The organism is Corallococcus caeni (assembly GCF_036245865.1).
Lineage (GTDB): Bacteria > Myxococcota > Myxococcia > Myxococcales > Myxococcaceae > Corallococcus > Corallococcus caeni.
In genome coordinates this window covers 525,845-545,219 of sequence record NZ_BTTW01000001.1, presented here as the reverse complement: position 1 = coordinate 545,219, position 19,375 = coordinate 525,845, and the positions used below count along the sequence as shown (strand labels likewise).

Below are 19,375 nucleotides of genomic sequence, written 5' to 3'. Positions count from 1 at the left end.
GGGCGTCATGCCTCCTGCCGCCCGGCGTCCACCCCGAGCGTCTCCACCAGGGACCGCACCGGCCGCTGCGCCTGCTCCAGCGCACGGGCCTGCGCCACCACCGCGTACGCGTTGCGCAGCACCGGCATCTTCCCGGCCTGCTCCTCCAGGATGCGATCCAGCAGCGCCCGCGTCTCCGCCACCAGCGGCAACCCCTTCATCGACGACACCACCGTCGCCGGCCACCGGCGCGCCGCGGAGGCCCGCAGCTTCCACGCGCGCGGCGAATCCATCCCGTCCACGGAGTCCAGCGCCTCCTTGGTGAGCTGCGCGCCCCGCTCACGCATCGCCCAGGCGCGCGGCGTATCCACGCCGGTCAGCGAGCGCAGCACCAGCTTCAGCGCGCCCTTCTCCAACTGCTCGCGCAGCCCCACCGCCACCGGCGTCTCCAAACCCGTGGTGCTCTTGAGCACCGCCAGCCGGTCGTGCGGAATCAGCGCCTCGCGCAGCGCGTCCGCGCGCTCCGTGGCCAGGCCGCCCAGGCTGCGCGCCACCTCCGAGTACAGCTTGCGCTGCATGCCCGCCTCGCGCACCACCCAGGACTCCTCGCCGTCCACGCCGGCCAGGCCCAGCAGCACCGCCGACAGGTGGCCGTCCTTCATGCCGCGCTCGCGCAGCGCCCACGCCTCCGGCGAGTCCTGGCGCTTGAGTCCCTCCAGCACCGCCGCCGGCGCCTGCGCGTACAGCCGCTGCCGCAGCGCGTGCGAGCGCGGGGACGTCACGAACCCCAGGCCCTCCGCCACGTCCACCGGCACGCTCGCCGACAGCACGTCGCGCAGCGTCCACGCCGTGTCGTCATCCAGCCCCGTCAGGCTGCGGGCCACGAGCCCCGGCAGCCGCTCCGCGTACGCCACCCGGCGCTGGTGCGCGGGCAGGCCCGGGATGCCGTTGAGCAGCCACGCGGCCAGCTGCGGCTCGCGTGCCTCCAGCCCGTCCACCGCGTGGAAGAAGCGCTCCTCCACGTCGTCCACGGACGCCACGCCCGGCGGCGGCGGGGTGGGGGCGGGGACCAGCCGCTGCACCGGCTGCTCACGGCCTTCCAGCCGCGCGACCACGGCCTCCACCAGGCGCTGCTCCAGCACGCGCAGCGGCTGATCATTGTTCTCCAGGATGATCCACCGCGCCGGGTCCCTGCGGGCCTGGGCGAGGAACGCCTCGCGCACGCGCACCGCCAGCCCCGCGCCCACCAGGCCCTTGCGGCTGTCGGTGTCGTTCACCTTGCCGCTCTGCACCTTGCCCAGCCGCTTGCGCAGCCGCGCCAGGTCCGGGTCCACGTCCACCAGGATGACCAGGTCCGGCCACAGCCCCTGCGACGCCAGCTCGCAGGAGGGCAGGAGCTGCTCCTCCTTCAGGCCCCGCCCTCCGCCCGTCAGCGCGAGCTGCGAGTAGAGGTAGCGGTCGGTGATGCACACCTCGCCGCGCTTGAGCGAGGGCGCGATGACCTCTTCCAGTTGCTGCGCGTCGCGGGCCAGGTTCAGGAAGAACTCGGCGCGAGGCCCCATCTCCAGGAGCCGCGCGTCGCGCGTGAGCTCGCGGATGCGCCGGGCGGTGGGCGACTGCAATTCGCCGCCTTCACGCGCGTGCGCGACCTTGTAGCCCAGCCGCTTCAGCCGGGACGCGAGCAGGTTGGACAGCGTCGTCTTGCCGCTGCCGTCAATGCCTTCGAAATCGATGAACACGGTGCCCTAACCCCCTACGACCCCAACGCCACCTGAAGCGAAGGCATGCACCCGCGCCATGCCTTCCGCGAACTTGCTGTACGCCGCCGGGCCCCCCGGATTGAGGGCCGACAGCCACTCGGGCAGCTCCGCCCCGAGGTGCTTCACCTCCAACACCACCCGCGAGTCCTCCCACGCGGGCATCCCCAGCCGCTCCACCGTCAGCGCCACCGGCGACAGGGCCAGCTCCGGCGACACGGCGTGGAAGCCGATGTCCCGGTCCACCGTCACCCGCCACTCCTGCGACACCTGGTACACGTGCCGCCGGTACGTCACCGCCAGCACCGGCGACAGGCTGCCCCCCGCGATGAGCGGCAGCAGGCTCACGCCCCCGCGGATGGCCCGGCCCAGCTCCGCGCGCGGCACCCACACGCGCCGCTTCTGCGTGAGGCCGTTGCGCTCGCGCTTCACCTCCAGCACCACGCGCTCGCGGCCCGCCGCGCCCACGTCCGGCGAGTACTCCTTCGTCCTCACCTTGAGGCAGTCCTCCGGCGTGCGCAGCGCGCGCTCCGTCAGGGGATGGCCCGGCTTGTCGAAGTACACCGACACGATGCGCGTGGGCGGCGGCAGCACCCCGCCCAGCTCCTGCGACAGCCGCGTGCACACCGCCTTGGCCTCGGAGGCGTCCAGCACGCGCTTGAATTCACGACGCAGCTTCGTCACTTCGCCTTCAGCGAACGAGATCATCTCCAGTCTCCTCACCGGAAGCGGGTGGCGAGCTGCAACGACAGCTCGAGCGCGGGCGCCACGTCTCCCGGCCGGAGCGCACGCTCCGCCTGGACCTGCGCCTTGAAGGAATCCGCCAGCAACACGTTGAAGCCCCCCGTCACCGAATGCCCCTGCGCCTGGATACCGCCCTGCAATTGCAGCGCCTCCGCGCCCACCACCGGCTGCACCGCCCAGCCCTCATGGCCCACCGGCACCGTCCAATAGGCCAGCACCGACTGCGAGCGGAACGGCCCCAACGCCAGCCGGCCCGCCGCCGCCTCGCCCGTCAACGTCAGCCCCCAGAGCGTCAGCTCCGCGTCCGCCGCCGTCGCGTACTGCTTCGTCCCGTCGATGACCTGCGTGAGGTACGTGCTCGTGCCCAGCGTGAGGAACTTGAACGGGCGGATGCTCAGGCGCGCGGAACCGTCCTCGCTCAGCCGCTTCCCGCTCGCGTCCTCGCCGCCCTCGAAGAGGCCCGCGGACAGCTTCAGGCCCCATGCCTCCTTGAGCCGCATCTCACCCATCAGGCCCAGGCGCCGGCCGCCCAGCGAGTTCGTCTCCGTGAGGTAGTCCTCCACGAGCCCGCGCTCCTGGATGGGCAGCCGCCACGCCGACTCCTGCGAGCGCTGGAGGAAGGGCGACTTGAAGCGGCCCGCGTACAACCGCAGGCGCTTGTCGTCGTCCGCCAGCCGCACGAAGGCGTCCTTGAGAATCGCCTTGGAGGCGAGGTCCGCGCTCACCTCCGCTTCCAGGTTGGACAGCGACGCGGCCACGCCCACGCGCGCGGACTCGATGCCCAGGTCGCGCTCGTACTTCTGCCGCTCATCGGCGGCGGCGCGCGCGAACACGCGGCCGAACACCCGGATGCGCTGCTGGGGCCCGCCCTTGTCGTCCACCTTGTCCGCTTCGTCCGGCGCCTCGCCCAGCGTGTCCGCCTTGGGCCCGGTGTCCTTCTTCTTCTTCTTGCCCGGCACCGCCGCGTCCGGCACCGGCGCGCCCGGCTCCGTCACCTGCTCCGGCGCGCCCATGACGGGCCCCTGCGAACCGCCCGGCATCGCCTGCGCCACCGCGCCGTCCAGCGCGTCGTCGTCTCCGGAGACCTCGAGCGGCTGCTCCGCTTCCGCCGCCGCGTCCTCGTCCGGTTCCGGCGCCGCGCCCGCGACCGCCGGCAGGCCCAGGAGGGCCGCGACGAGCAGCCCCCGCCGCCACCCCTTCTCCTCCAGCCCCCTCCCGCCCATGCCCGATGTCTCCCCGCCCCGGAAATGCCCACGCCATCCGACCTGCTGCCTGCTCTCCCGTGCAACCCTGGTGCCCAGGGCAGGGACGTGCACTGCCGGACATCCGGAAGGGGCTCGCGGGGCGGATGACCCGTGACGTGGACGTGACGAGACCCACCCTGGGAAGGTTTTTTCCCTCCCGGGGCCTGTAGGGCCTGCAACAGCGGGCTGTAAGAAGGGCGGTCTTACCGATCAGCCGGCGGATCGACTGGCGGCGCGGCGGGCCCCGCGGGCGCGGTGGTGCCAGGCTCCGGCGGCGCGGCGGGGCCGGGCTCCGGCGGCGTGGCCTGCGCGGGCGGATCCACCGGCGGCGCGGCCCCCGGCTCCACGGGCGTGGCTTCCGGGTTCGCGGCCTGGGGGAGGGGAGGGATGGGGTGCTCGGGCGTCACGCCGCGCCGCGTGACGGCGTACAGCACCCGCACCAGCAGCAGCCCCCCGGCCAGCGCCAGCAGGACGCGCCAGACCCAGGGTGGAACCGGAGGCTCGCTCACGGTGAACCGCGCGTGGGCCGCCTTGGGGCGGGTGGTGAGGAAGCGCACGTCCACGTCCCACGCGCCGGCCTCGTCGGGGACGAACTCCGTGCTCCAGCCCACGGCGTCCCGCGTCAGGGTGCGCGTCACCTGGCCGGGCACGCCCTGCCGGGAGAACGCGACCGTGACGGCGCCCTGGAAGGGCGGGCCCTGGAGGTTTCCCACCGACAGCGTCAGCCGGAGGGGCTCACCGGGGCGGGGGACCGCGGGGGTGAGGACGCCCTGGAGCTGGTCCTCCGCGTCCCGCCAGGACAGGGAGAGCAGGTCCCCGCGCCGCTCGACCTTTATCTGATCCGGTGCCGGGGCCGCGGCGGCATGCAGGGCCAGCAGGCAGGTCATGACGACCCACCCCAACGAGGAGGTCCTGCGCCTTTGCCTCATGGGCCGCCGTCCCCTAAGATGCGCTGCCCTGTCACCTTCCACTGAGCCCGCTCCCCCCGGGGAGTCCCCGGGATGAACCCTCAAGCATTCGGGAAATACCAGCTCCTCAAGAAGCTCGCCACGGGCGGCATGGCCGAAGTCTGGCTTGCGCGTCAGACCGGAATCGAGGGCTTCCAGAAAGAGCTTGTCGTCAAGCGCATCCTCCCGCACCTCGCGGAGGACCGCGAGTTCGTGGAGATGTTCAAGAACGAGGCGCTGATCGCCGCGCGCTTCAACCACCCGAACATCGCGCAGGTCTACGAGTTCGGCGAGGCCAACGGCACCTATTACATCGCCATGGAGTTCATCCACGGCGAGGACCTGGGCCGGGTCATGCGCAAGGCCAGCGGGATGAACCAGTGGATCGCGCGTCCGCTGGCCATCCGCATCGTCGCGTCCGCGTGCGAGGGCCTCTACTACGCGCACAGCCGCACGGATGACCGGGGCCAGCCGCTCAACGTGGTGCACCGGGACATCTCCCCGCAGAACATCCTGATCAGCTTCGATGGTTCGGTGAAGCTGGTGGACTTCGGCATCGCCAAGGCCGCGGATCAGGCGTCCATGACGAAGTCCGGCGCCATCAAGGGCAAGTTCGCGTACATGGCGCCCGAGCAGGCCGCGGGCAAGCACCTGGACCGGCGCGCGGACATCTTCGCCATCGGCCTGGTGCTGTACGAGATGCTCACCGGGCACCGGCCGCTCAAGAAGGACTCGGAGCTGGCCACGCTGCAGGCGGCCATGGAGTGCTCCATCCCGTCCCCGTCCGAGGTGGCCGACGTGCCCCGGGACATGGACCACGTGGTGATGCGCGCCCTGGCCAAGAGCGCGGACGACCGCTACGACAACGCGCGCGAGTTCCAGACGGCGCTGGAGGAGCTGCTCGTCAACGAGCGCTGGCTGGTCACCTCCGGGCAGATCTCGGAGCTGATGAAGACGCTCTTCGCGGACCGCCTGGACGAGGAGCTCAAGCAGGGCCAGTTCGTGCCCGTGGGCGAGGACTCCAACACCGCGCCGCCCCGGCCGCCCCCGGACATGAGCTGGGACGCGCCTCCGGGCGAGTCGCCGTCGCAGTCGCGCGAGCGCTCGCGCGGCAACACCCGCACGGGGGCCGCGCCCCGCCGCCAGACCGGCATGGCGCCCGCGCTGGTGGACGACCCGAACGAATACGACGCGCCGTCGCTCACCGGCGTGGAGCCGCAGCCCCGGCGCCGCTCCAGCGTGTCGGAGCCGGTGGCCCGGCGCGGCACGGGCACCAGCAACCCGAACGCCACGCAGATCGCGCGCACCAACTCGCGCTCGGACCTGCGCAGCCAGGCCGTGGAGGACGTCCCGCCGCCCCGGCGCACCATGTCGCGCGCGGTGCCGGTGTCGGAGCCGCCCGCGCGTTCGCGCTCGGGCGTGCACCGGATGGACCTGGAGGACGACGAGCGCACGCGCCTGCCGCCGCCGGAGGATGATCCGGACACGGTGCCCGCGCCCGCGCCGCCGCGACGGCGCACCAGCAGCAGCCAGTCCGCCGTGGAGCCGCCGCGCCGCCGCACCTCCAGCCGCGTGGACGCCCCGCGCCCGCGCCCGGTGGCCCCGCCGGTGGAGGACGACGAGGACTCCGGCGAGCGCCGCCCGTCGCGCAGCAGCGCCCCCGCGCTGCCGGAGCCGGTGAAGCCGCAGGGTGGCAGCGTGCGCGCGCTGGCCACGGTGGGCTTCGTCGTGGGCCTGCTCGCGGTGGGCGTGCTCTTCCGCGAACCCATCATGCTGGCGCTCACGTCCAAGGCCGCGGACGCGCAGGGCGTGTGGCTCACGGTGAACACCAACCAGCCGGTGAAGGTGTCCGTGCGGCACACGGAGCGCTGCAACAGCCCGGAGCCGGTGACGTTGCTGGGCACCGCGCCGCTCACGCGCGTGCAGGGCGCCCACCTGCAGGACACGCTCATCCTGGAGAACGACGCCCAGGGCATCTACCTGGAGGACTCGGAGGAGCTCGCGTTCGGCCAGCCCGGCGAGCTGAAGACCTTCGAGCGCAGCTTCAAGGAGGGCACCCTCAAGCTGAAGATCACCCCCAAGGGGATGACGCCGGGCCTGACGGTGTACCGGAACAACCAGATGATGGGCAGCGCCGGCACGACGCTGAAGCTGATGGAGGGCAAGCAGCGCCTGGAGCTGCGCGGCAGGCAGCTCAAGGAGCCCGTGGCCTTCGAGGCCACCATCAAGCCCGACGAGACGACGGACCTTCCGCTGGACCTGGCCTCCGCGCTCTAGTAGCGCGGCAGGGAAGGGTCCACGGTGCGCGAGTACAGGTCGATGCCGCCCTGGAGCGACACGGCCTCAAGGCCCCGGTCGATGAGGTACGCGGCGCCGTCCAGGCTGCGCACCCCGTGGTGGCAGTAGACGACCACGGGGCGGCCCCGGAGCGCGTCCAGCTGCTCGTGGAAGTCCTCCAGCTCCGGCAGGGGCATCAGCACCGAGCCGGGCAGGGCCACCCACTCGTGCTCGTGTGGGAAGCGCACGTCCACCAGGACGGGGCGTGACTCGGGGGGGCCTGCCAGGCGCCGGGCCAGCTCGGCGGGGGTGATTTCAGGGATGGGCATGGGGGTTATCTTCTGTTGAGCCGTGACGGGGCCTGTCAGGTCCCTTGGCTTTTCGGGCGCCAGGGCGTTATGAGGCGCCGTCTACGAGGAGAGTGAAGCACATGGACACGTCTACCGCCGTCACCGGCTCCACGCCGGCCTCCCAGCCCGCCACCTCCGCGCCCGTCGTCCTGACGGCCGCCGCCATCGCCCAGGTGAAGACGGTCATCCAGGCCCAGGGCTTCCAGGGCTACTTCTTCTCCATCCGCGTGGTGCCCTCCGGCTGCAGCGGCCTGGGCTACGACCTGAACCTCGTCAAGGAGACGAAGGCCGGCGACCAGACGTGGGAGCAGGATGGCGTGACCATCGCCACCGACGCGCTGAGCGCCCAGTACCTGTCGGGCACGCACATCGACTACGTCACCAGCATCACCGGCGCGGGCTTCAAGTTCGAGAACCCCAACGCCAAGTCTTCCTGCGGCTGCGGCACGTCGTTCACCACCTGAGCCGTCTTCGCGCTCGAGGTGGAAAAGGGCCGGGATGGGACGCCAGCCAGGCGTGCCCCCGGCCCTTCGTGCGTCCAGCGGTCAGGCGCCGGCCACGGGCTTCATCACCTTCATCCAGGACTGCTCCTCCTTGCCGCGGCCCCGGCGCAGGGCGCGGCGGGCCTCCGCCTCCTGGAAGGCCTGGCGCTCCGCGTCCGACTCCAGGAGCAGCGGCGGCACCGGCACGCCCTTGCCGTCCTGCCCCTGCGCCACGAAGGTGAGCAGCGCGCTGGTGGTGAGGTGCCGCTCACCGGTGAGCGGGTTCTCCGCGTGCACGGTGACGCCCACCTCCAGCGACGTGCGGAACGACGCGAGCACGCGCGCGTGCAGGAGGGCAATCCAGCCCACGCGGATGGGGGCGTGGAAGTGCAGGTCGTCCATGGACGCCGTCACCACGACCTGACGGCAGTGGCGCTGGGCGGCCACGGCGCCGCAGATGTCGATCCACTGCATCACCTTCCCGCCGAACGCGGCGTTCAGGTTGTTGGCGTCCGGGGGGAGGATGAGCTGCGTCATCACCACTTCGGAGTCGCGCGGGCTCTTGGGGCTGAGGTCGTGCATGGCGCCGGGCAGCGTCGCACGAGAGACGGCGCCGCGTCAGGCCAGGAATGCGGAGACGCGGTCCATGAACTCCTCGCGGCCCTGGCCCCGGCGGATGTCCTGCTTGGACACGTCCACCACCAGGCAGTCCACGCCGTACTTCTCCTGGAGCACCTGGGGGAAGCCCGCGTAGTAGCCGTTGAGGCCCTTCAAGAACTGCCGCCCGATGCCCTTCTCCTCCGCGCGGCCGCGCGTGCGGATGCGCTGGAGCAGCACGTCCTCCGACGGCACGTCGAAGCAGATGACCTTGTCCGGCCGCACGATGTGGCGCGACAGCCGCTGGAAGTACTCGTAGTACAGGTCCAGCTCCGCGTTCGTCATGTGCCCCAGGCCGTGCAGGTACTTGGCGAAGATTTCGGGGTCCTCGTACAGCGTGCGGTCCTGCACGCAGCTCTTCCTGACGGAGTGGATGAGCTCGTGGTGCTCCACGCGCCGGATGAGGAACTCCAGCTGCAGCGTGAACGACCACCGCGACATGTCGCCGTAGTAGTCCCGCAGGAAGCGGTTGTCGATGACGGGCTCGTCGAACAGCTCGAAGCCGAAGCCCTGGCTGATGAGCTTCGCGGCCGTCGTCTTGCCCGCGCCGATGTTGCCCGCCAGCGCCACGAAGCGCTTGGCGCGGGGCACCTTCACCTTGAGCGTGTTGCGGGCCTTGGGCTTGGGTTCGGCGCCATCCGTGGGCGGCGCCTTGGACGAGGGCGGCTCGGTGCGGGACGTCGCGGGACGCGCGCGGGCGGTGGAGCGGGGCATGGAGCCCGAAGGCTTAACCCGGCTTTCCAGAGGCGTCCATTCGCTGGCGGAGCAGATCCGGCCGGTCGGTCATGATGCCGCCGACCCCTTCCGCGAGGAGCCGGTCCATCTCCGCCGGATCATCCACCGTCCACACGTTGATCCACTTGCCGCGCTCGGCCGCGGCCCGTAGCAGCGCGTCGTCCACCAGCCTCACCTCGCCGAAGTACAGCGGCATGTCGAGCACGCGGTAGCGCGCGTCCTCCGGTGGGACCTCGCCCGCCTTGAGCGCCAGGACGAACGCGGCCAGCGCGTCGCGCGGGTAGAAGTGGCACGCGTCGGGCAGCTCCTCGTAGAGCCGCTCCGCGATGGCGTCCTGTTCGCTGCCAATGCACACGCGGCCCAGGGCGCCTTCCTCGCTCAGCAGCCGGGCGAGCACGGCCTCCGCGCCCGGCACGTCCGGCTTGAGCTCCACGTTGAGGCGCAGGGCAGGGAAGGCGCGCAGCACCTCGCGCAGCGTGGGCAGGCGCACGCCCTGGCCGCGGAAGGGGAAGGTGCGGCCCTCGTCCGGCGTGAAGCGGTAGCCCGCGTCCAGCTTCCGCAGCTCCGCGAGCGTGAGCGCCGCGAGCGGGCCTGTCCCGTCGGTGCAGCGCTCCAGCGTGTCGTCGTGCGCGACGATGACCTCTCCGTCGCGCGACAGGTGCACGTCCAGTTCCAGCATGTCCGTGCGGTGCGTGTGGACCGCGCGCTGGAAGGCCTCCAGCGTGTTCTCCGGCGCGAGCAGCGCGCCGCCGCGATGCGCGATGTGCAGCGTGGGCTTCAGACCCTGCAGAAACGTGTCGCGCGGCAGCATTGATCCACCTATTCCTGAATTGACTGCGATGTCACGGACAGGGCCCCGGTCCGTTCCTTGCCGGCCCCGCTCGGCCGCCGGTATAAGGGCTTGAATCCTCAGCCCGACCGGCGTCGGACTTCAAGAATCGCGGCGCCCTCAACCCCCCGGAGAGATACGAATGGAACTGCGCAAGAAGCTGGGCGCTGCGGCCCTCCTGGCTGCCGCGGCGATGGCCACGGCGGCCGGCTGTGGCGGACGTGACGACGACAACCCCACCCCGACGCCGGACGCCGGCTGTACGGGCGTGTGCAGCACCGACGCGGGCACCAACGACGCGGGCACCAACGACGCGGGCACGGGCGACGCGGGCACGGACGGCGGCGCGGGCACGGCGAACCAGATCGCCGCGGCGCGCAAGGTGCCGTTCAACACGAAGGTGACGCTGCGTGACGTGGTCGTCACCGACGTGGACTACGAGAAGCTGGGCAATGACGGGGTGCAGTGGCGCTCGTTCTTCTGGGTGACGGATCCGGCCGCGCCGAAGGAAGGCCTCTACATCACCAAGTTCTACACGGACCTGCCGGACACGTATCACCCCCAGCCGGGCAACAAGATCGACATCGAGGGCTACTTCGGCACGGAGCCGAACTACCAGCCGTTCAGCGGCCGCCGCCACCACCTGGCGAACGACTTCCGCAACGCGAAGACGCTCAACATCACCGTGAAGTCCGACGCGGGCGTGGACGCCCGGCCGCCGGCCAACGAGGTGACGGCGGAGGACCTGACGGCGTCGCTCGCGGCGCCCCAGAGCTCCGCGTCCTACCTGGGCACGCGCGTGCACCTGGCGGGTCCGCTCACGCTGACCAACCCGCAGCCGAGCCAGCTCCAGCGTCTGGACAACGCGGACGCGGGCACCATCCACTACGGCTTCGAGGTGACGGGCGGCATCCTCGTCTACCACGCCAAGACGCGTGACTCGTCCGGCGACGGCGGCACCCGCTGCGACTACCAGAAGGCGGCCCTGGACGGCGGCGCGGTGACGTTCCCCAACGGCATCAGCGGCGTGTGGGACACCTACACCTTCGCGGGCTGCGAGGACGGCGGCACGGACATCACGGGCTGCGGCGCCAACGACAAGGACAGCGGCGTGCCGGGCACCGACCAGCGCTACACCTACACCCTCATCCCGCAGGACTGCACCGACCTGCCGGGCCAGGTGAACGGCGCGGCCTTCCCGTAGTCCGCCTGACGCCTGACGCTCTCTCCCGTCCGCCTCCCAGGGCCCTGAGCCCTGGGGGGCGGTCGTGTTTCCGGGGCCCGAAAGTTCGCGTGGCCCGCCGGCCCTGCCTAGAGTCCGCGCCGGGCGGGTCGGACGGCTCCCCCCGGGGCGGGATTGCAGGTAGGCTCCGGACACGGTTCAAAGTTCCACCCGCGGCCCACCTTTCACGTCCTTGAGCTCGCCCCAGACGGCCACCCCGTTCGGAAAGTACCTGCTCATCAAGCGCCTCGCGCTGGGCGGGATGGCGGAGCTGTTCCTGGCGCACAAGCCGCCGGACCCCACGCTGGTGGTCATCAAGCGGATCCTCCCGTACCTCTCCGAGGAGCCGGAGTTCGTCCAGATGTTCCTGGACGAGGCGCGCATCGCCGCCCAGCTCCACCACCCCAACATCGTGCAGGTGCACGAGCTGGGGAAGGAGGGGGACAACATCTTCATCTGCATGGAGTACGTGGAGGGCGTGGACCTGCGCCGCGTGCTCGTGGAGGAGCACAAGTTCGGCGCCTCCATGCCGTACGGCGTCGCGGCGAAGATCTGCGCGGCCATCGCGGCGGGCCTGGACCATGCGCACTTCAGCCGCGGCGTGGATGGGCGCCCGCTGGAGCTGATCCACCGGGACGTCTCTCCGCAGAACGTGATGATCTCCTACGACGGGCGCGTGAAGCTCGTCGACTTCGGCATCGCCAAGGCCGGCGCGTTCATGGAGCGCAGCAAGCCGGGCGTCATCAAGGGGAAGTTCCTCTACCTGTCGCCCGAGCAGATCATGCAGGAGCGGCTGGACCACCGGGCGGACATCTACGCGCTGGGGGTGATGCTGTATGAAATCACCACCGGCAAGCAGCCCTTCCACCGCGCCACCACGGAAGGCATCCTCTACGCCATCCGCCACGAGGAGGCGACGCCGCCGCACCTGGTGCGCCCGGACTACCCGGAGGCCCTGTCGCGCATCGTGATGCGGTGCCTGGTGAAGGACCGCACCCAGCGCTACCAGCGGGCCTCCGACGTGCGCAACGACCTGGAGGCGTTCCTCGCATCCGGCGTGCTCAAGCAGAGCCTGGACGTGGCGTCGTACATCGCGCGGCTCCTGGGGGAGAAGGAGGAGCGCACCGTGCTCCACATCCCCCCGGCGAAGCGCGCGGGCCGGCACGAGGCCACCCTGCCGCTGCCGTCCCTGCGCACGCCGCTGCCGCCGCCGGTGCCCGACCTGCCGGAGGACACCGCCGCGCGCACGCTGCCCCTGTCGGACGCGGAGGAGGACACCGCCGCGCGCACGCTGCCGCTCCCCGAGGACACCGCGGCGCGCACCCTGCCGCTGACGGAGGACGAGGACACGGGCGCGCGCACGCTGCCGCTGGGCGGCACGGCATCACAGCCTCGGGGGCCCTCGGCGCTGACGCCCGTGGGGCTGGTGGCCCGGCCTCCCGCGCGCCGGCCCACGGCGGAGGCCGCCGCGCTGCGCGCCTGGGACGCGGAGGAGGGCGAGCCCGAGACGCAGATGGCGCGGCCGCGCGACCTGCCTACGGGCCGCGACGACGACGATGAGGACGATGACGGCGAGTCCACCGCCGTCGGGACGATGCCCGGAGCGCCCGCGCCGCGCCGCCACCTGGAGCCCGTGTTCGAGGCGCAGGCCTGGGATGAGGAGGCGCAGGAGGAGGACGAGGACGCCGACTCCACCGTGCCGCTGCGCGCGCGCCGTCCCCGGGCCGTCGTGCCCACGCCCGCGCCGGTGCGCCGGGGCGGCCCTCCGGAGCCCACCGCGCGCTCGGGACCGTCGGGAGAGCGGGGCGCCTCGGACCGTTCGCGGCGCCCGTCGTCCGGCGTGGCCATGCCGCGAGGCGCCGGCGCATCGGACGACCCGTTCGCGCCCACCCCGCGCCGCACGCCGCCCCATGCTCCGGATGACCGCGCCACGACGCCGCCTCCGGCCCCGCGCCGGTCGGGCATTGCGTCCTCCGAGGACGGCCGCTCCGAGCCGCTGTCGTCCGGCCCCCGGCGCATGGCGTCCTCCGACGACGGCCGCTCCGAGCCGCTGTCGTCCAGCCCCCGGCGCATGGCGTCCTCCGAGGACGGCCGCTCCGAGCCGCTGTCGTCCGGCCCCCGGCGCATGGGGGACGACGGGCGCCTGTCGCAGCCTCCGGGCCCGCGCCGTGGGGCCTCGCCGTCCAGCGACGCGAACCGCTCCCCTCCGGCCGGCAACTCCGGGGCTCGCGCCGTGCGCCCGCCGCCGCGGCCGTCGCCCGAGGACGACGAGCGCTTCAACACCGACCCGGGGCCCTCCGCGGTGAGCCTCACGGACCCGACGCCCGTGTCCTCGGGAGACCCGGACGACGACGAGTCCACCATCGGGTTCCAGGCGCCGCGCCGGCCGCCCCGGCGGGCCGTGCGTGCCCCCGTCGAAGAGGACGAGGCCTACGACGACGAGGGGCCCGACACGCTCGACGCCTCGAGCGCGCCGAAGCGCTCGCGCCTGGCCGTGCTGCTGGTGCTGGGCGTGGCGCTCTTCGCCGTGCTGGGCCTGGGGCTCGCGTGGATGATGGGCCTCTTCGGTCCGGAGGCGCAGGCGCCCCCCGCGCCCATGAAGGGGGCCCCCATGGGCGGCCCGGCGCGGCCCGGTCCCCAGGGCACGGCCCCCGTGAAGGCGCCCGCTCCCGTTCCTGAAGAGGCCGCGTCGCCGAAGCCCGCCGCCCCCGTCCTCGCGGAGCCGGCGACGGCGCCGGACGCGGGAGTGGTGGTGGCCGCGGCGGGCACCGAAGTGGCGGCCCCGCCGGTCGTGGAAACGGCGGCCCCCGTCGAGCCGCCTCCCCCCGCCACCGTGGAGGTCCGCTTCGAGGCCCCGGTGCGCACCGTGCTTGGCCGGCCGGGGGGCGGGAAGCTGCCCATCAACCAGGTGGTCGCCCTGGCTCCCGGCCCGCTCCGCGTCCAGTACACCTGCCCGGGAAAGCGTGCACCTCGGGGCATTGAGACCTACAACGTCCGACCTGTAACCGGGGAACTCCAGACGCTCCGGGTCCCATGCCGCAGGCGACGCTAATTGGCACGGCGACTTACGCGTATGCGGCATCCGCACCCCCCGGAGGACACGTAGGACCGGGTAAGCTTGAGTGCCCTTAAGTCGTTGGAATTCCTTGGCTTTCCACCAAGCGGGCGCGTTTACACATGTCAGAGGGGTCCGTAGACTCCGGCCCCTCTATGGCTCGCGCGAAGAAGCGGAAGAACATCACACGACAGAGGACCTACCCCGCGGGGAGGGTGGCCCGGCAGCTCCCGGTCGCCCCTGAGCCCAACCGACTGGTGAAGGTGTGGCGGCGCGTGTTGGAGCGCCGGCTGCGCACGCGGCTGCGGGGGAAGGTGGCGGTGGAGATCCACGACAACACCCACACGATGCTGACGTTCCAACGTCAGCGCGCGCTGTGGCGGCTGAGGCTGCACCACATGTTCCTGGCCGCGCCGGACGACGTGCTCCAGGCGCTCGCCAGCTTCGTGCGCAAGGGGGACGCGGACGCCAGCGCGCTGCTGGACCGCTACATCGAGCGCAACCGCATCTTCATCCGCCGGCTGTCCCCGGCGCAGATGCGCAAGCGGCTGAGGCTGTCGCCGGTGGGGCGCTACCACGACCTGGGGCGCATCTATGAGCGGCTCAACGAGCGCTACTTCCAGAGCCGCATCGACGCGGCCATCACCTACGGGCCGGCGCCCCGGGTGAAGGGGCCTCGCAAGAGCATCAAGATGGGTTCGTACTCGGCGGACTCGAAGGTCATCCGCATCCACCCGGCGTTGGATCAGCCGCTGGTGCCCCGGTACTTCGTGGAGTGGATCGTCTTCCACGAGATGCTGCACCACGTCTACCGCGCCCGCAGGGGCGAGGACGGCCGGCGCTGCATCCACCCGCCGGAGTTGATGGAGCACGAGAAGCGCTTCCACGACTACCAGCGGGCGCTCGCCTGGGAGCGGGAGAACCTGGACCTGCTCCTGTGCGCCCGCACGGAGCAGCTCTGATGCGGACGGGCCCGCTCCCGGGGCGCCCTCGAGGCGTCCGGGACGCGGGCCACCCTGACGGGCCTGGACGCGTCAGGGCAGGATGAGGCCGCCGGGGCTGCGCCGCTCGTGCGTGGGCGCGGCCGGGGGCTCACCCGGGGCCGCGGTGCCCTGCTCCGCCTGGGCCTGCGCACCCGCCGCGGCCAGGACCACCACCTTGGCGAAGAGGGTCTCCGCGAAGCGGGAGAAGGGCTCGTCGAGCCCGTGGAAGAGGCGCCGGGCCTCGCCCCTCGCGATGTCCGCCTGGAGGGCCCGCCCGGTCGCGTCGAAGAAGGCCGCCATGCGCCACAGGCGGCGCGCGTAGCGCTGGCGCACCTCCGGGGTGAAGAAGGCCCGCGCCGCGTCCAGCACGCGCTGCCGCACCTGCTCCTGGCGCTGCGCTCCGCTCAACGCCAGGGGGCTCGAGGCCAGCGCCTGCACCTGCTCCATCAACCCCCGCACCTCCGCGTCGGGCGGCATCCACTCCGCGATCTCCGGCGTCGCGTGGAGCTGATCGCCCTCCAGGGCATGGCGCACGTCGTCGGGCTCGGGGGCGGGGAGGGGCTCGGGCTCGTGGACGGGCTGCACGCCGTGGTGGCGCAGCGCGGCCTCCAGGTCCGGCGGGAAGGGCGTGCGGGTGCGCAGGTTGAGCGCCGCGGCCTCCGCGAGCAGCCGGGCTCCCTCCTCGCGGGTGATCTCCATGCCGAAGCCGTTCTGGAGCCCGTGCTTGAGGATGCGGCGGAGGTCTCCCCGGCTCTGCTCGGTGCGGGTGAGCTCCAGCACGCCCTGTTCGTCCGACACGATGGCCTGGAGCAGCTCCACGCCGCCGCGCACCACGCGCGTGAGCAGCAGGCCGTACTGCCCCGTCGAGGACACCAGCGTCACCAGCGTGGGCAGCGTCTCCGGCGCCGCGGGGGCGGGCGCCGCCTTCGGAGCCTCCGGCGGGGTGACGCCGCGCGAGCGCAGCCGGTAGAGCGCCTTCTTCGCGGCCTTGGCCAGGGGCTTCACCGCGGAGGCGGACAGGGCCTCCGGCAGCGCCACCTGGCCCGCCAGCACGGCGGCCTCCAGCACCGCGCCCGCCAGGGCCTCCGGCAGCGCCTCCACGTCCGCCGGGGCCGCGGCGCCCACGTCGTCCACGAGCCTCCGGGCCCGCGCGACGTCCGCCTCCGGGAAGGCGGGCAGGGGTGTGCCGGCGCGCAGCGCATCCAGCAGGGGGCGGGGCTCGGTGGAGGCAGGGCTCATGCGCGGCGGTTCTACTTCACGCCCTACCGCCGCCGCACCAGCCAGCTCCCTCCGGCCTGTCCCACGATGACCAGTTCCGACTGCAACCGTCCGCCAAAGACGCGGGACGGATGCACCCCGCGCACGAGGAAGTGGTCGTACCAGGTGCCCTGCGTCGCGTAGTCCAGCTCCTGGGGCCGCCACTCGGAAGGGAAGGTGGGCGGCACCTCCCCCCGGTAGCGCAGCGGCGAGTGCGGCGTCGTGGCGAACGTGAAGTTGGGCACCCCGCCGCGCTCGCGCGCCACCACCGCCGCGGCGTGGATGAAGACGGGGAAGCGCACCACGCTGGAGCGCGGGTCGAACACCAGCCCCATCACCTTCGGCCGGTTCGCGGCCAGGCCGGACAGCACCTCCAACTCGCGGGCCTCCTCGGAGAAGCGCTGGAAGCCGCGCCCCATCACGAAGGCCAGCAGCAACGCGCTCGCCGCCGCCGCCAGCCCCAGGGGCCGCCGCCACTCCGCCCGCGCCGCCGGCATGCTCGCCACCAGCAGCGCCGCGGCCAGGTGCGCGTAGCGCGTGTTGAGGTAGTAGACGTACCCCCGGATGTCGAAGGGCAGCAGGAAGTAGAGCGCCAGCGCCAGCACGCCCAGCCCCAACAGCCGCCAGCGCGCCACCAGGCCCTCGCGCCGGGTCCCCGGCCCCACGACGCCCAGCACCCAGCCCGCCACCGCCACCGCGCCCACCGCGTACAGGGGCCAGCGGTCCGAGCCGTCGTGGAACGTGTTGGCGAGCACCTGGAAGAACTCCGCGCGGTTCTGCTCGAAGCCCTTCCACGCCAGGTTCTGCGGCGAGAACGTGGGCCCCCACGCCTTCCACGGCGCGCCCGGCTGGATGTCCGGCGGGTTGCCGAACCGGAGCACCACCCAGGACAGGAACAGCGCCACGCCGGGCACCACGCCCAGCAGCGCCGGCACGCGCGGCCGCAGCCGGGCGACAACGCCCTTCGCCGCCGCGTCCTCCGGCACCGGCGTGGTGAGGAGCAGCCACGGCAGCCCGAACGCCAGGAACCCGAAGGCCTGCACGTGGAAGAGCAGCACCGCCACCAGGCACGCCGCCAGCCCCACACCCCAGCGTGCGCGGCGCGGTGCGTCCGTCAGCGTCCGCACGAACAGGCCGCAGCACAGCAGCGTCAGCGGCAGGGCCGCCAGGTAGTTGATGAAGCCCCAGCCGAAGCTGTCCCCGTACGCGAGCGGCAGCGTCAGCAGCGCGGGCCACGACGGCCGGCCCAGGCTGCGCAAGAGGAAGGCCATGCCCAGCGGCATCCCCACCACGTACGCGGTGAGGAAGACGCGGTTGGCCAGCTCCAGCGGCAGCAGCCAGTTGAGCGCGCTGACGAGGTAGTAGTAACCGAGGTAGGGCGTCAGCTCGTGCCGCGCCGCGAACAGCGTGGGGTACAGCGTCGTCGGGTCGTCCAGCCGGTGCAGCACCGAGATGAGGTACAGGTGCTGCGGCAGGTCCACCATGGGGATGGCGCGCGACACCCAGAGCGGGAGCGCCCCGAGCACGAGCGCGGCGGCGAAGGCGATGCGGTCGGTTCGATTCGTCACGGGCAGGAGGGCGCGGACTGTACGCGCGCGCCCCCGCGCCGGGCGAGCGCACCGTGTGCCCTGTTAATGGGTAGGCAAAGGTGCGTGCGAATGCCTTGGCAGGGGGAATGCCCTGCGCTATAGGCCGGTAGCGGCGGGCGTCTCCCCCCAGGACTTCACGGCGCCTCGCCAAGGAGAGCGGACATGGCACGCAGCGCGACGTTGATGACCGCGGGATTGCTGCTGGGCGGCCTCTGGCTGGTGCCCGTCAGCGCCCACGCCTGCGAGGCCCACGCGAAGGCGGCCGCGTCCAAGGGCACCGCGCGGCAGGCCCAGACGCCGTCCCCGGAAGCGAAGCAGGACGAGGCGCCGCGCCCGCTGGAGGAGCTGGACCAGGTGCTGACGGCGAAGTGCTCCTGCGGCAGCAAGGCGGACTGCACCTGCAAGCGCGGCAAGTGCGAGTGCTCCAAGTGCTCGGGCCGTCATGCGCCGCGTCAGGTGATGGACGCGCTGCGCGGCCGTCCCGCGACGCAGGAACTCCAGGAGGCGCGCAACGACGCCTCCGCCGGCATCTTCATCTGAAGCGGGGAGGGGGCTTCTGGAAGAGCCCCCGTTGGAAGCCCGGGCGGTGGGCTCAGGCCGTCGGGCTGGACGGACGCCCGCGCGGGGCAGGGGCGCCGCCCTCGGACACGAGCACGGGCCAGCCGCGCGCCATCGCCTCACGGAAGAAGGCCGCCAGCTCATGCCGGCTGGTGTTCACCGCGCCCTGGAACGGGTCGATGAGGGCCTCTTCCCCCAGGCTCTGTTGCGAGGACAGCTGCACCGGGTGGCCGCAGCGCTCGCAGCGGATGGACACCTGGCGCACCAGGGCCACCGGCACCGCGTAGCGGGCGCTGCACTCGCCGCACTTCCACACCAGCGCGCGCTCTCCCGCCTCCCGGCGCGCCAGCTGCTCCAGCTCGTCCGCCATGCGCAGCAGCGCGGGCAGGTCCTGGGGCGGCTGGGCGAAGATGGCGCTGGGGCCAAAGCCCTTGCCCGGCGAGCCCAGGGCCGGGGGACGGTCCCCCTGGAGCAGGGCGCGCATGCGGTCGCGGGCTTTCAGGTCGCGGAACTCGGCGCCAGCGAGGGCGCGCTCCACGGCCTCCATCACCGGCGGCAGGTCCGGCTCGAGGCGCTCGTCGTCCGGCAGGGTCTTGGGGAAGTCCACCAGCCGGTGGGCGGGAAGTGCGAGAAATCGGAAGGCCACGTCTCTTCCATGGCACTTGGGCCCGCCGTCCGCAAGACGCGAGTTGCTGTAGGTGGGACGCGGG

At 72.6% G+C, this 19,375-nt stretch carries 17 protein-coding genes; 6 read left to right on the top strand and 11 right to left on the bottom strand.

Annotation, left to right across the window (positions count from 1 at the left end; genetic code table 11):
- Positions 1-5 precede the first annotated feature (5 nt).
- From tmk to AABA78_RS02230, 4 genes are all read right to left on the bottom strand, one after another.
- Positions 6-1,718: a dTMP kinase gene (tmk, locus tag AABA78_RS02245; protein WP_338261418.1), complete on the bottom strand. Its 1,713-nt coding sequence runs from the start codon at positions 1,716-1,718 to the stop codon at positions 6-8.
- A 6-nt stretch (positions 1,719-1,724) separates the two neighbouring features.
- Entirely contained in the window at positions 1,725-2,444 is a 720-nt protein-coding gene (locus AABA78_RS02240; RefSeq protein WP_338261417.1) for a VTC domain-containing protein, read from the bottom strand.
- 11 nt (positions 2,445-2,455) lie between these two features.
- Positions 2,456-3,703 (bottom strand): putative porin, encoded by a 1,248-nt coding sequence (locus AABA78_RS02235; protein WP_338261416.1) that lies wholly within the window; start codon positions 3,701-3,703, stop codon positions 2,456-2,458.
- Between the two features lie 224 nt (positions 3,704-3,927).
- Positions 3,928-4,611 (bottom strand): hypothetical protein, encoded by a 684-nt coding sequence (locus AABA78_RS02230; protein ID WP_338261415.1) that lies wholly within the window; start codon positions 4,609-4,611, stop codon positions 3,928-3,930.
- 114 nt (positions 4,612-4,725) lie between these two features.
- On the opposite strand from AABA78_RS02230, the gene AABA78_RS02225 reads away from it, so the two are divergent.
- Positions 4,726-6,948, top strand: a complete 2,223-nt coding sequence (locus tag AABA78_RS02225) for a serine/threonine protein kinase (protein ID WP_338261414.1) — start codon at positions 4,726-4,728, stop codon at positions 6,946-6,948.
- On the opposite strand, the gene AABA78_RS02220 is transcribed toward AABA78_RS02225, so the two are convergent.
- Positions 6,945-7,277 carry a rhodanese-like domain-containing protein gene (locus tag AABA78_RS02220; protein WP_338261413.1) on the bottom strand — a complete coding sequence of 111 codons (333 nt, stop codon included), beginning with the start codon at positions 7,275-7,277 and terminating at the stop codon, positions 6,945-6,947. The genes AABA78_RS02225 and AABA78_RS02220 overlap by 4 nt on opposite strands.
- A gap of 101 nt (positions 7,278-7,378) precedes the next feature.
- Between AABA78_RS02220 and AABA78_RS02215 the strand changes: the two genes are divergently transcribed.
- Positions 7,379-7,762, top strand: a complete 384-nt coding sequence (locus AABA78_RS02215) for a HesB/IscA family protein (RefSeq protein ID WP_171421503.1) — start codon at positions 7,379-7,381, stop codon at positions 7,760-7,762.
- 81 nt (positions 7,763-7,843) lie between these two features.
- Here AABA78_RS02215 and AABA78_RS02210 read toward each other — a convergent pair whose 3' ends face one another.
- Genes AABA78_RS02210 through AABA78_RS02200 form a run of 3 tightly spaced genes read right to left on the bottom strand, consistent with a single transcriptional unit; the run spans position 7,844 to position 9,983 of the window.
- Entirely contained in the window at positions 7,844-8,362 is a 519-nt protein-coding gene (locus tag AABA78_RS02210; protein WP_338261412.1) for an acyl-CoA thioesterase, read from the bottom strand.
- A 36-nt stretch (positions 8,363-8,398) separates the two neighbouring features.
- Positions 8,399-9,151 carry a deoxynucleoside kinase gene (locus AABA78_RS02205; RefSeq protein WP_338261411.1) on the bottom strand — a complete coding sequence of 251 codons (753 nt, stop codon included), beginning with the start codon at positions 9,149-9,151 and terminating at the stop codon, positions 8,399-8,401.
- A gap of 13 nt (positions 9,152-9,164) precedes the next feature.
- Positions 9,165-9,983, bottom strand: coding sequence for a glycerophosphodiester phosphodiesterase family protein (locus tag AABA78_RS02200; protein WP_338261410.1), 819 nt, complete (start codon positions 9,981-9,983; stop codon positions 9,165-9,167).
- Positions 9,984-10,143: 160 nt separating this feature from the next.
- Between AABA78_RS02200 and AABA78_RS02195 the strand changes: the two genes are divergently transcribed.
- The 3 genes from AABA78_RS02195 (at position 10,144) to AABA78_RS02185 (ending at position 15,240) form a co-directional block, all read left to right on the top strand.
- A complete protein-coding gene (locus AABA78_RS02195) occupies positions 10,144-11,205 on the top strand; it encodes a hypothetical protein (protein WP_338261409.1) in 1,062 nt (353 codons plus the stop codon).
- A gap of 211 nt (positions 11,206-11,416) precedes the next feature.
- Entirely contained in the window at positions 11,417-14,275 is a 2,859-nt protein-coding gene (locus AABA78_RS02190; protein WP_338261408.1) for a serine/threonine-protein kinase, read from the top strand.
- A 218-nt stretch (positions 14,276-14,493) separates the two neighbouring features.
- Entirely contained in the window at positions 14,494-15,240 is a 747-nt protein-coding gene (locus tag AABA78_RS02185) for a hypothetical protein (protein WP_338261407.1), read from the top strand.
- A 72-nt stretch (positions 15,241-15,312) separates the two neighbouring features.
- Here AABA78_RS02185 and AABA78_RS02180 read toward each other — a convergent pair whose 3' ends face one another.
- Entirely contained in the window at positions 15,313-16,500 is a 1,188-nt protein-coding gene (locus tag AABA78_RS02180) for a hypothetical protein (RefSeq protein ID WP_338261406.1), read from the bottom strand.
- 23 nt (positions 16,501-16,523) lie between these two features.
- Complete coding sequence (locus tag AABA78_RS02175) at positions 16,524-18,086, bottom strand: hypothetical protein (RefSeq protein WP_338261405.1); 1,563 nt, start codon at positions 18,084-18,086, stop codon at positions 16,524-16,526.
- 183 nt (positions 18,087-18,269) lie between these two features.
- Here AABA78_RS02175 and AABA78_RS02170 point away from each other — a divergent pair, with 183 nt between their 5' ends.
- Positions 18,270-18,647: a metallothionein gene (locus tag AABA78_RS02170; protein WP_171420185.1), complete on the top strand. Its 378-nt coding sequence runs from the start codon at positions 18,270-18,272 to the stop codon at positions 18,645-18,647.
- 52 nt (positions 18,648-18,699) lie between these two features.
- On the opposite strand, the gene AABA78_RS02165 is transcribed toward AABA78_RS02170, so the two are convergent.
- Positions 18,700-19,311, bottom strand: coding sequence for a zinc ribbon domain-containing protein (locus AABA78_RS02165; protein ID WP_338261404.1), 612 nt, complete (start codon positions 19,309-19,311; stop codon positions 18,700-18,702).
- Positions 19,312-19,375 lie beyond the last annotated feature (64 nt).

Bases quoted from the DNA above. Each gene is read 5' to 3' on its own strand.
- AABA78_RS02240 (WP_338261417.1), bottom strand. From the start codon at position 2,444: ATGATCTCGTTCGCTGAAGGCGAAGTGACGAAGCTGCGTCGTGAATTC.
- AABA78_RS02235 (WP_338261416.1), bottom strand. From the start codon at position 3,703: ATGGGCGGGAGGGGGCTGGAGGAGAAGGGGTGGCGGCGGGGGCTGCTC.
- AABA78_RS02230 (WP_338261415.1), bottom strand. From the start codon at position 4,611: ATGACCTGCCTGCTGGCCCTGCATGCCGCCGCGGCCCCGGCACCGGAT.
- AABA78_RS02225 (WP_338261414.1), top strand. From the start codon at position 4,726: ATGAACCCTCAAGCATTCGGGAAATACCAGCTCCTCAAGAAGCTCGCC.
- AABA78_RS02220 (WP_338261413.1), bottom strand. From the start codon at position 7,277: ATGCCCATCCCTGAAATCACCCCCGCCGAGCTGGCCCGGCGCCTGGCA.
- AABA78_RS02215 (WP_171421503.1), top strand. From the start codon at position 7,379: ATGGACACGTCTACCGCCGTCACCGGCTCCACGCCGGCCTCCCAGCCC.
- AABA78_RS02210 (WP_338261412.1), bottom strand. From the start codon at position 8,362: ATGCACGACCTCAGCCCCAAGAGCCCGCGCGACTCCGAAGTGGTGATG.
- AABA78_RS02205 (WP_338261411.1), bottom strand. From the start codon at position 9,151: ATGCCCCGCTCCACCGCCCGCGCGCGTCCCGCGACGTCCCGCACCGAG.
- AABA78_RS02200 (WP_338261410.1), bottom strand. From the start codon at position 9,983: ATGCTGCCGCGCGACACGTTTCTGCAGGGTCTGAAGCCCACGCTGCAC.
- AABA78_RS02195 (WP_338261409.1), top strand. From the start codon at position 10,144: ATGGAACTGCGCAAGAAGCTGGGCGCTGCGGCCCTCCTGGCTGCCGCG.
- AABA78_RS02180 (WP_338261406.1), bottom strand. From the start codon at position 16,500: ATGAGCCCTGCCTCCACCGAGCCCCGCCCCCTGCTGGATGCGCTGCGC.
- AABA78_RS02170 (WP_171420185.1), top strand. From the start codon at position 18,270: ATGGCACGCAGCGCGACGTTGATGACCGCGGGATTGCTGCTGGGCGGC.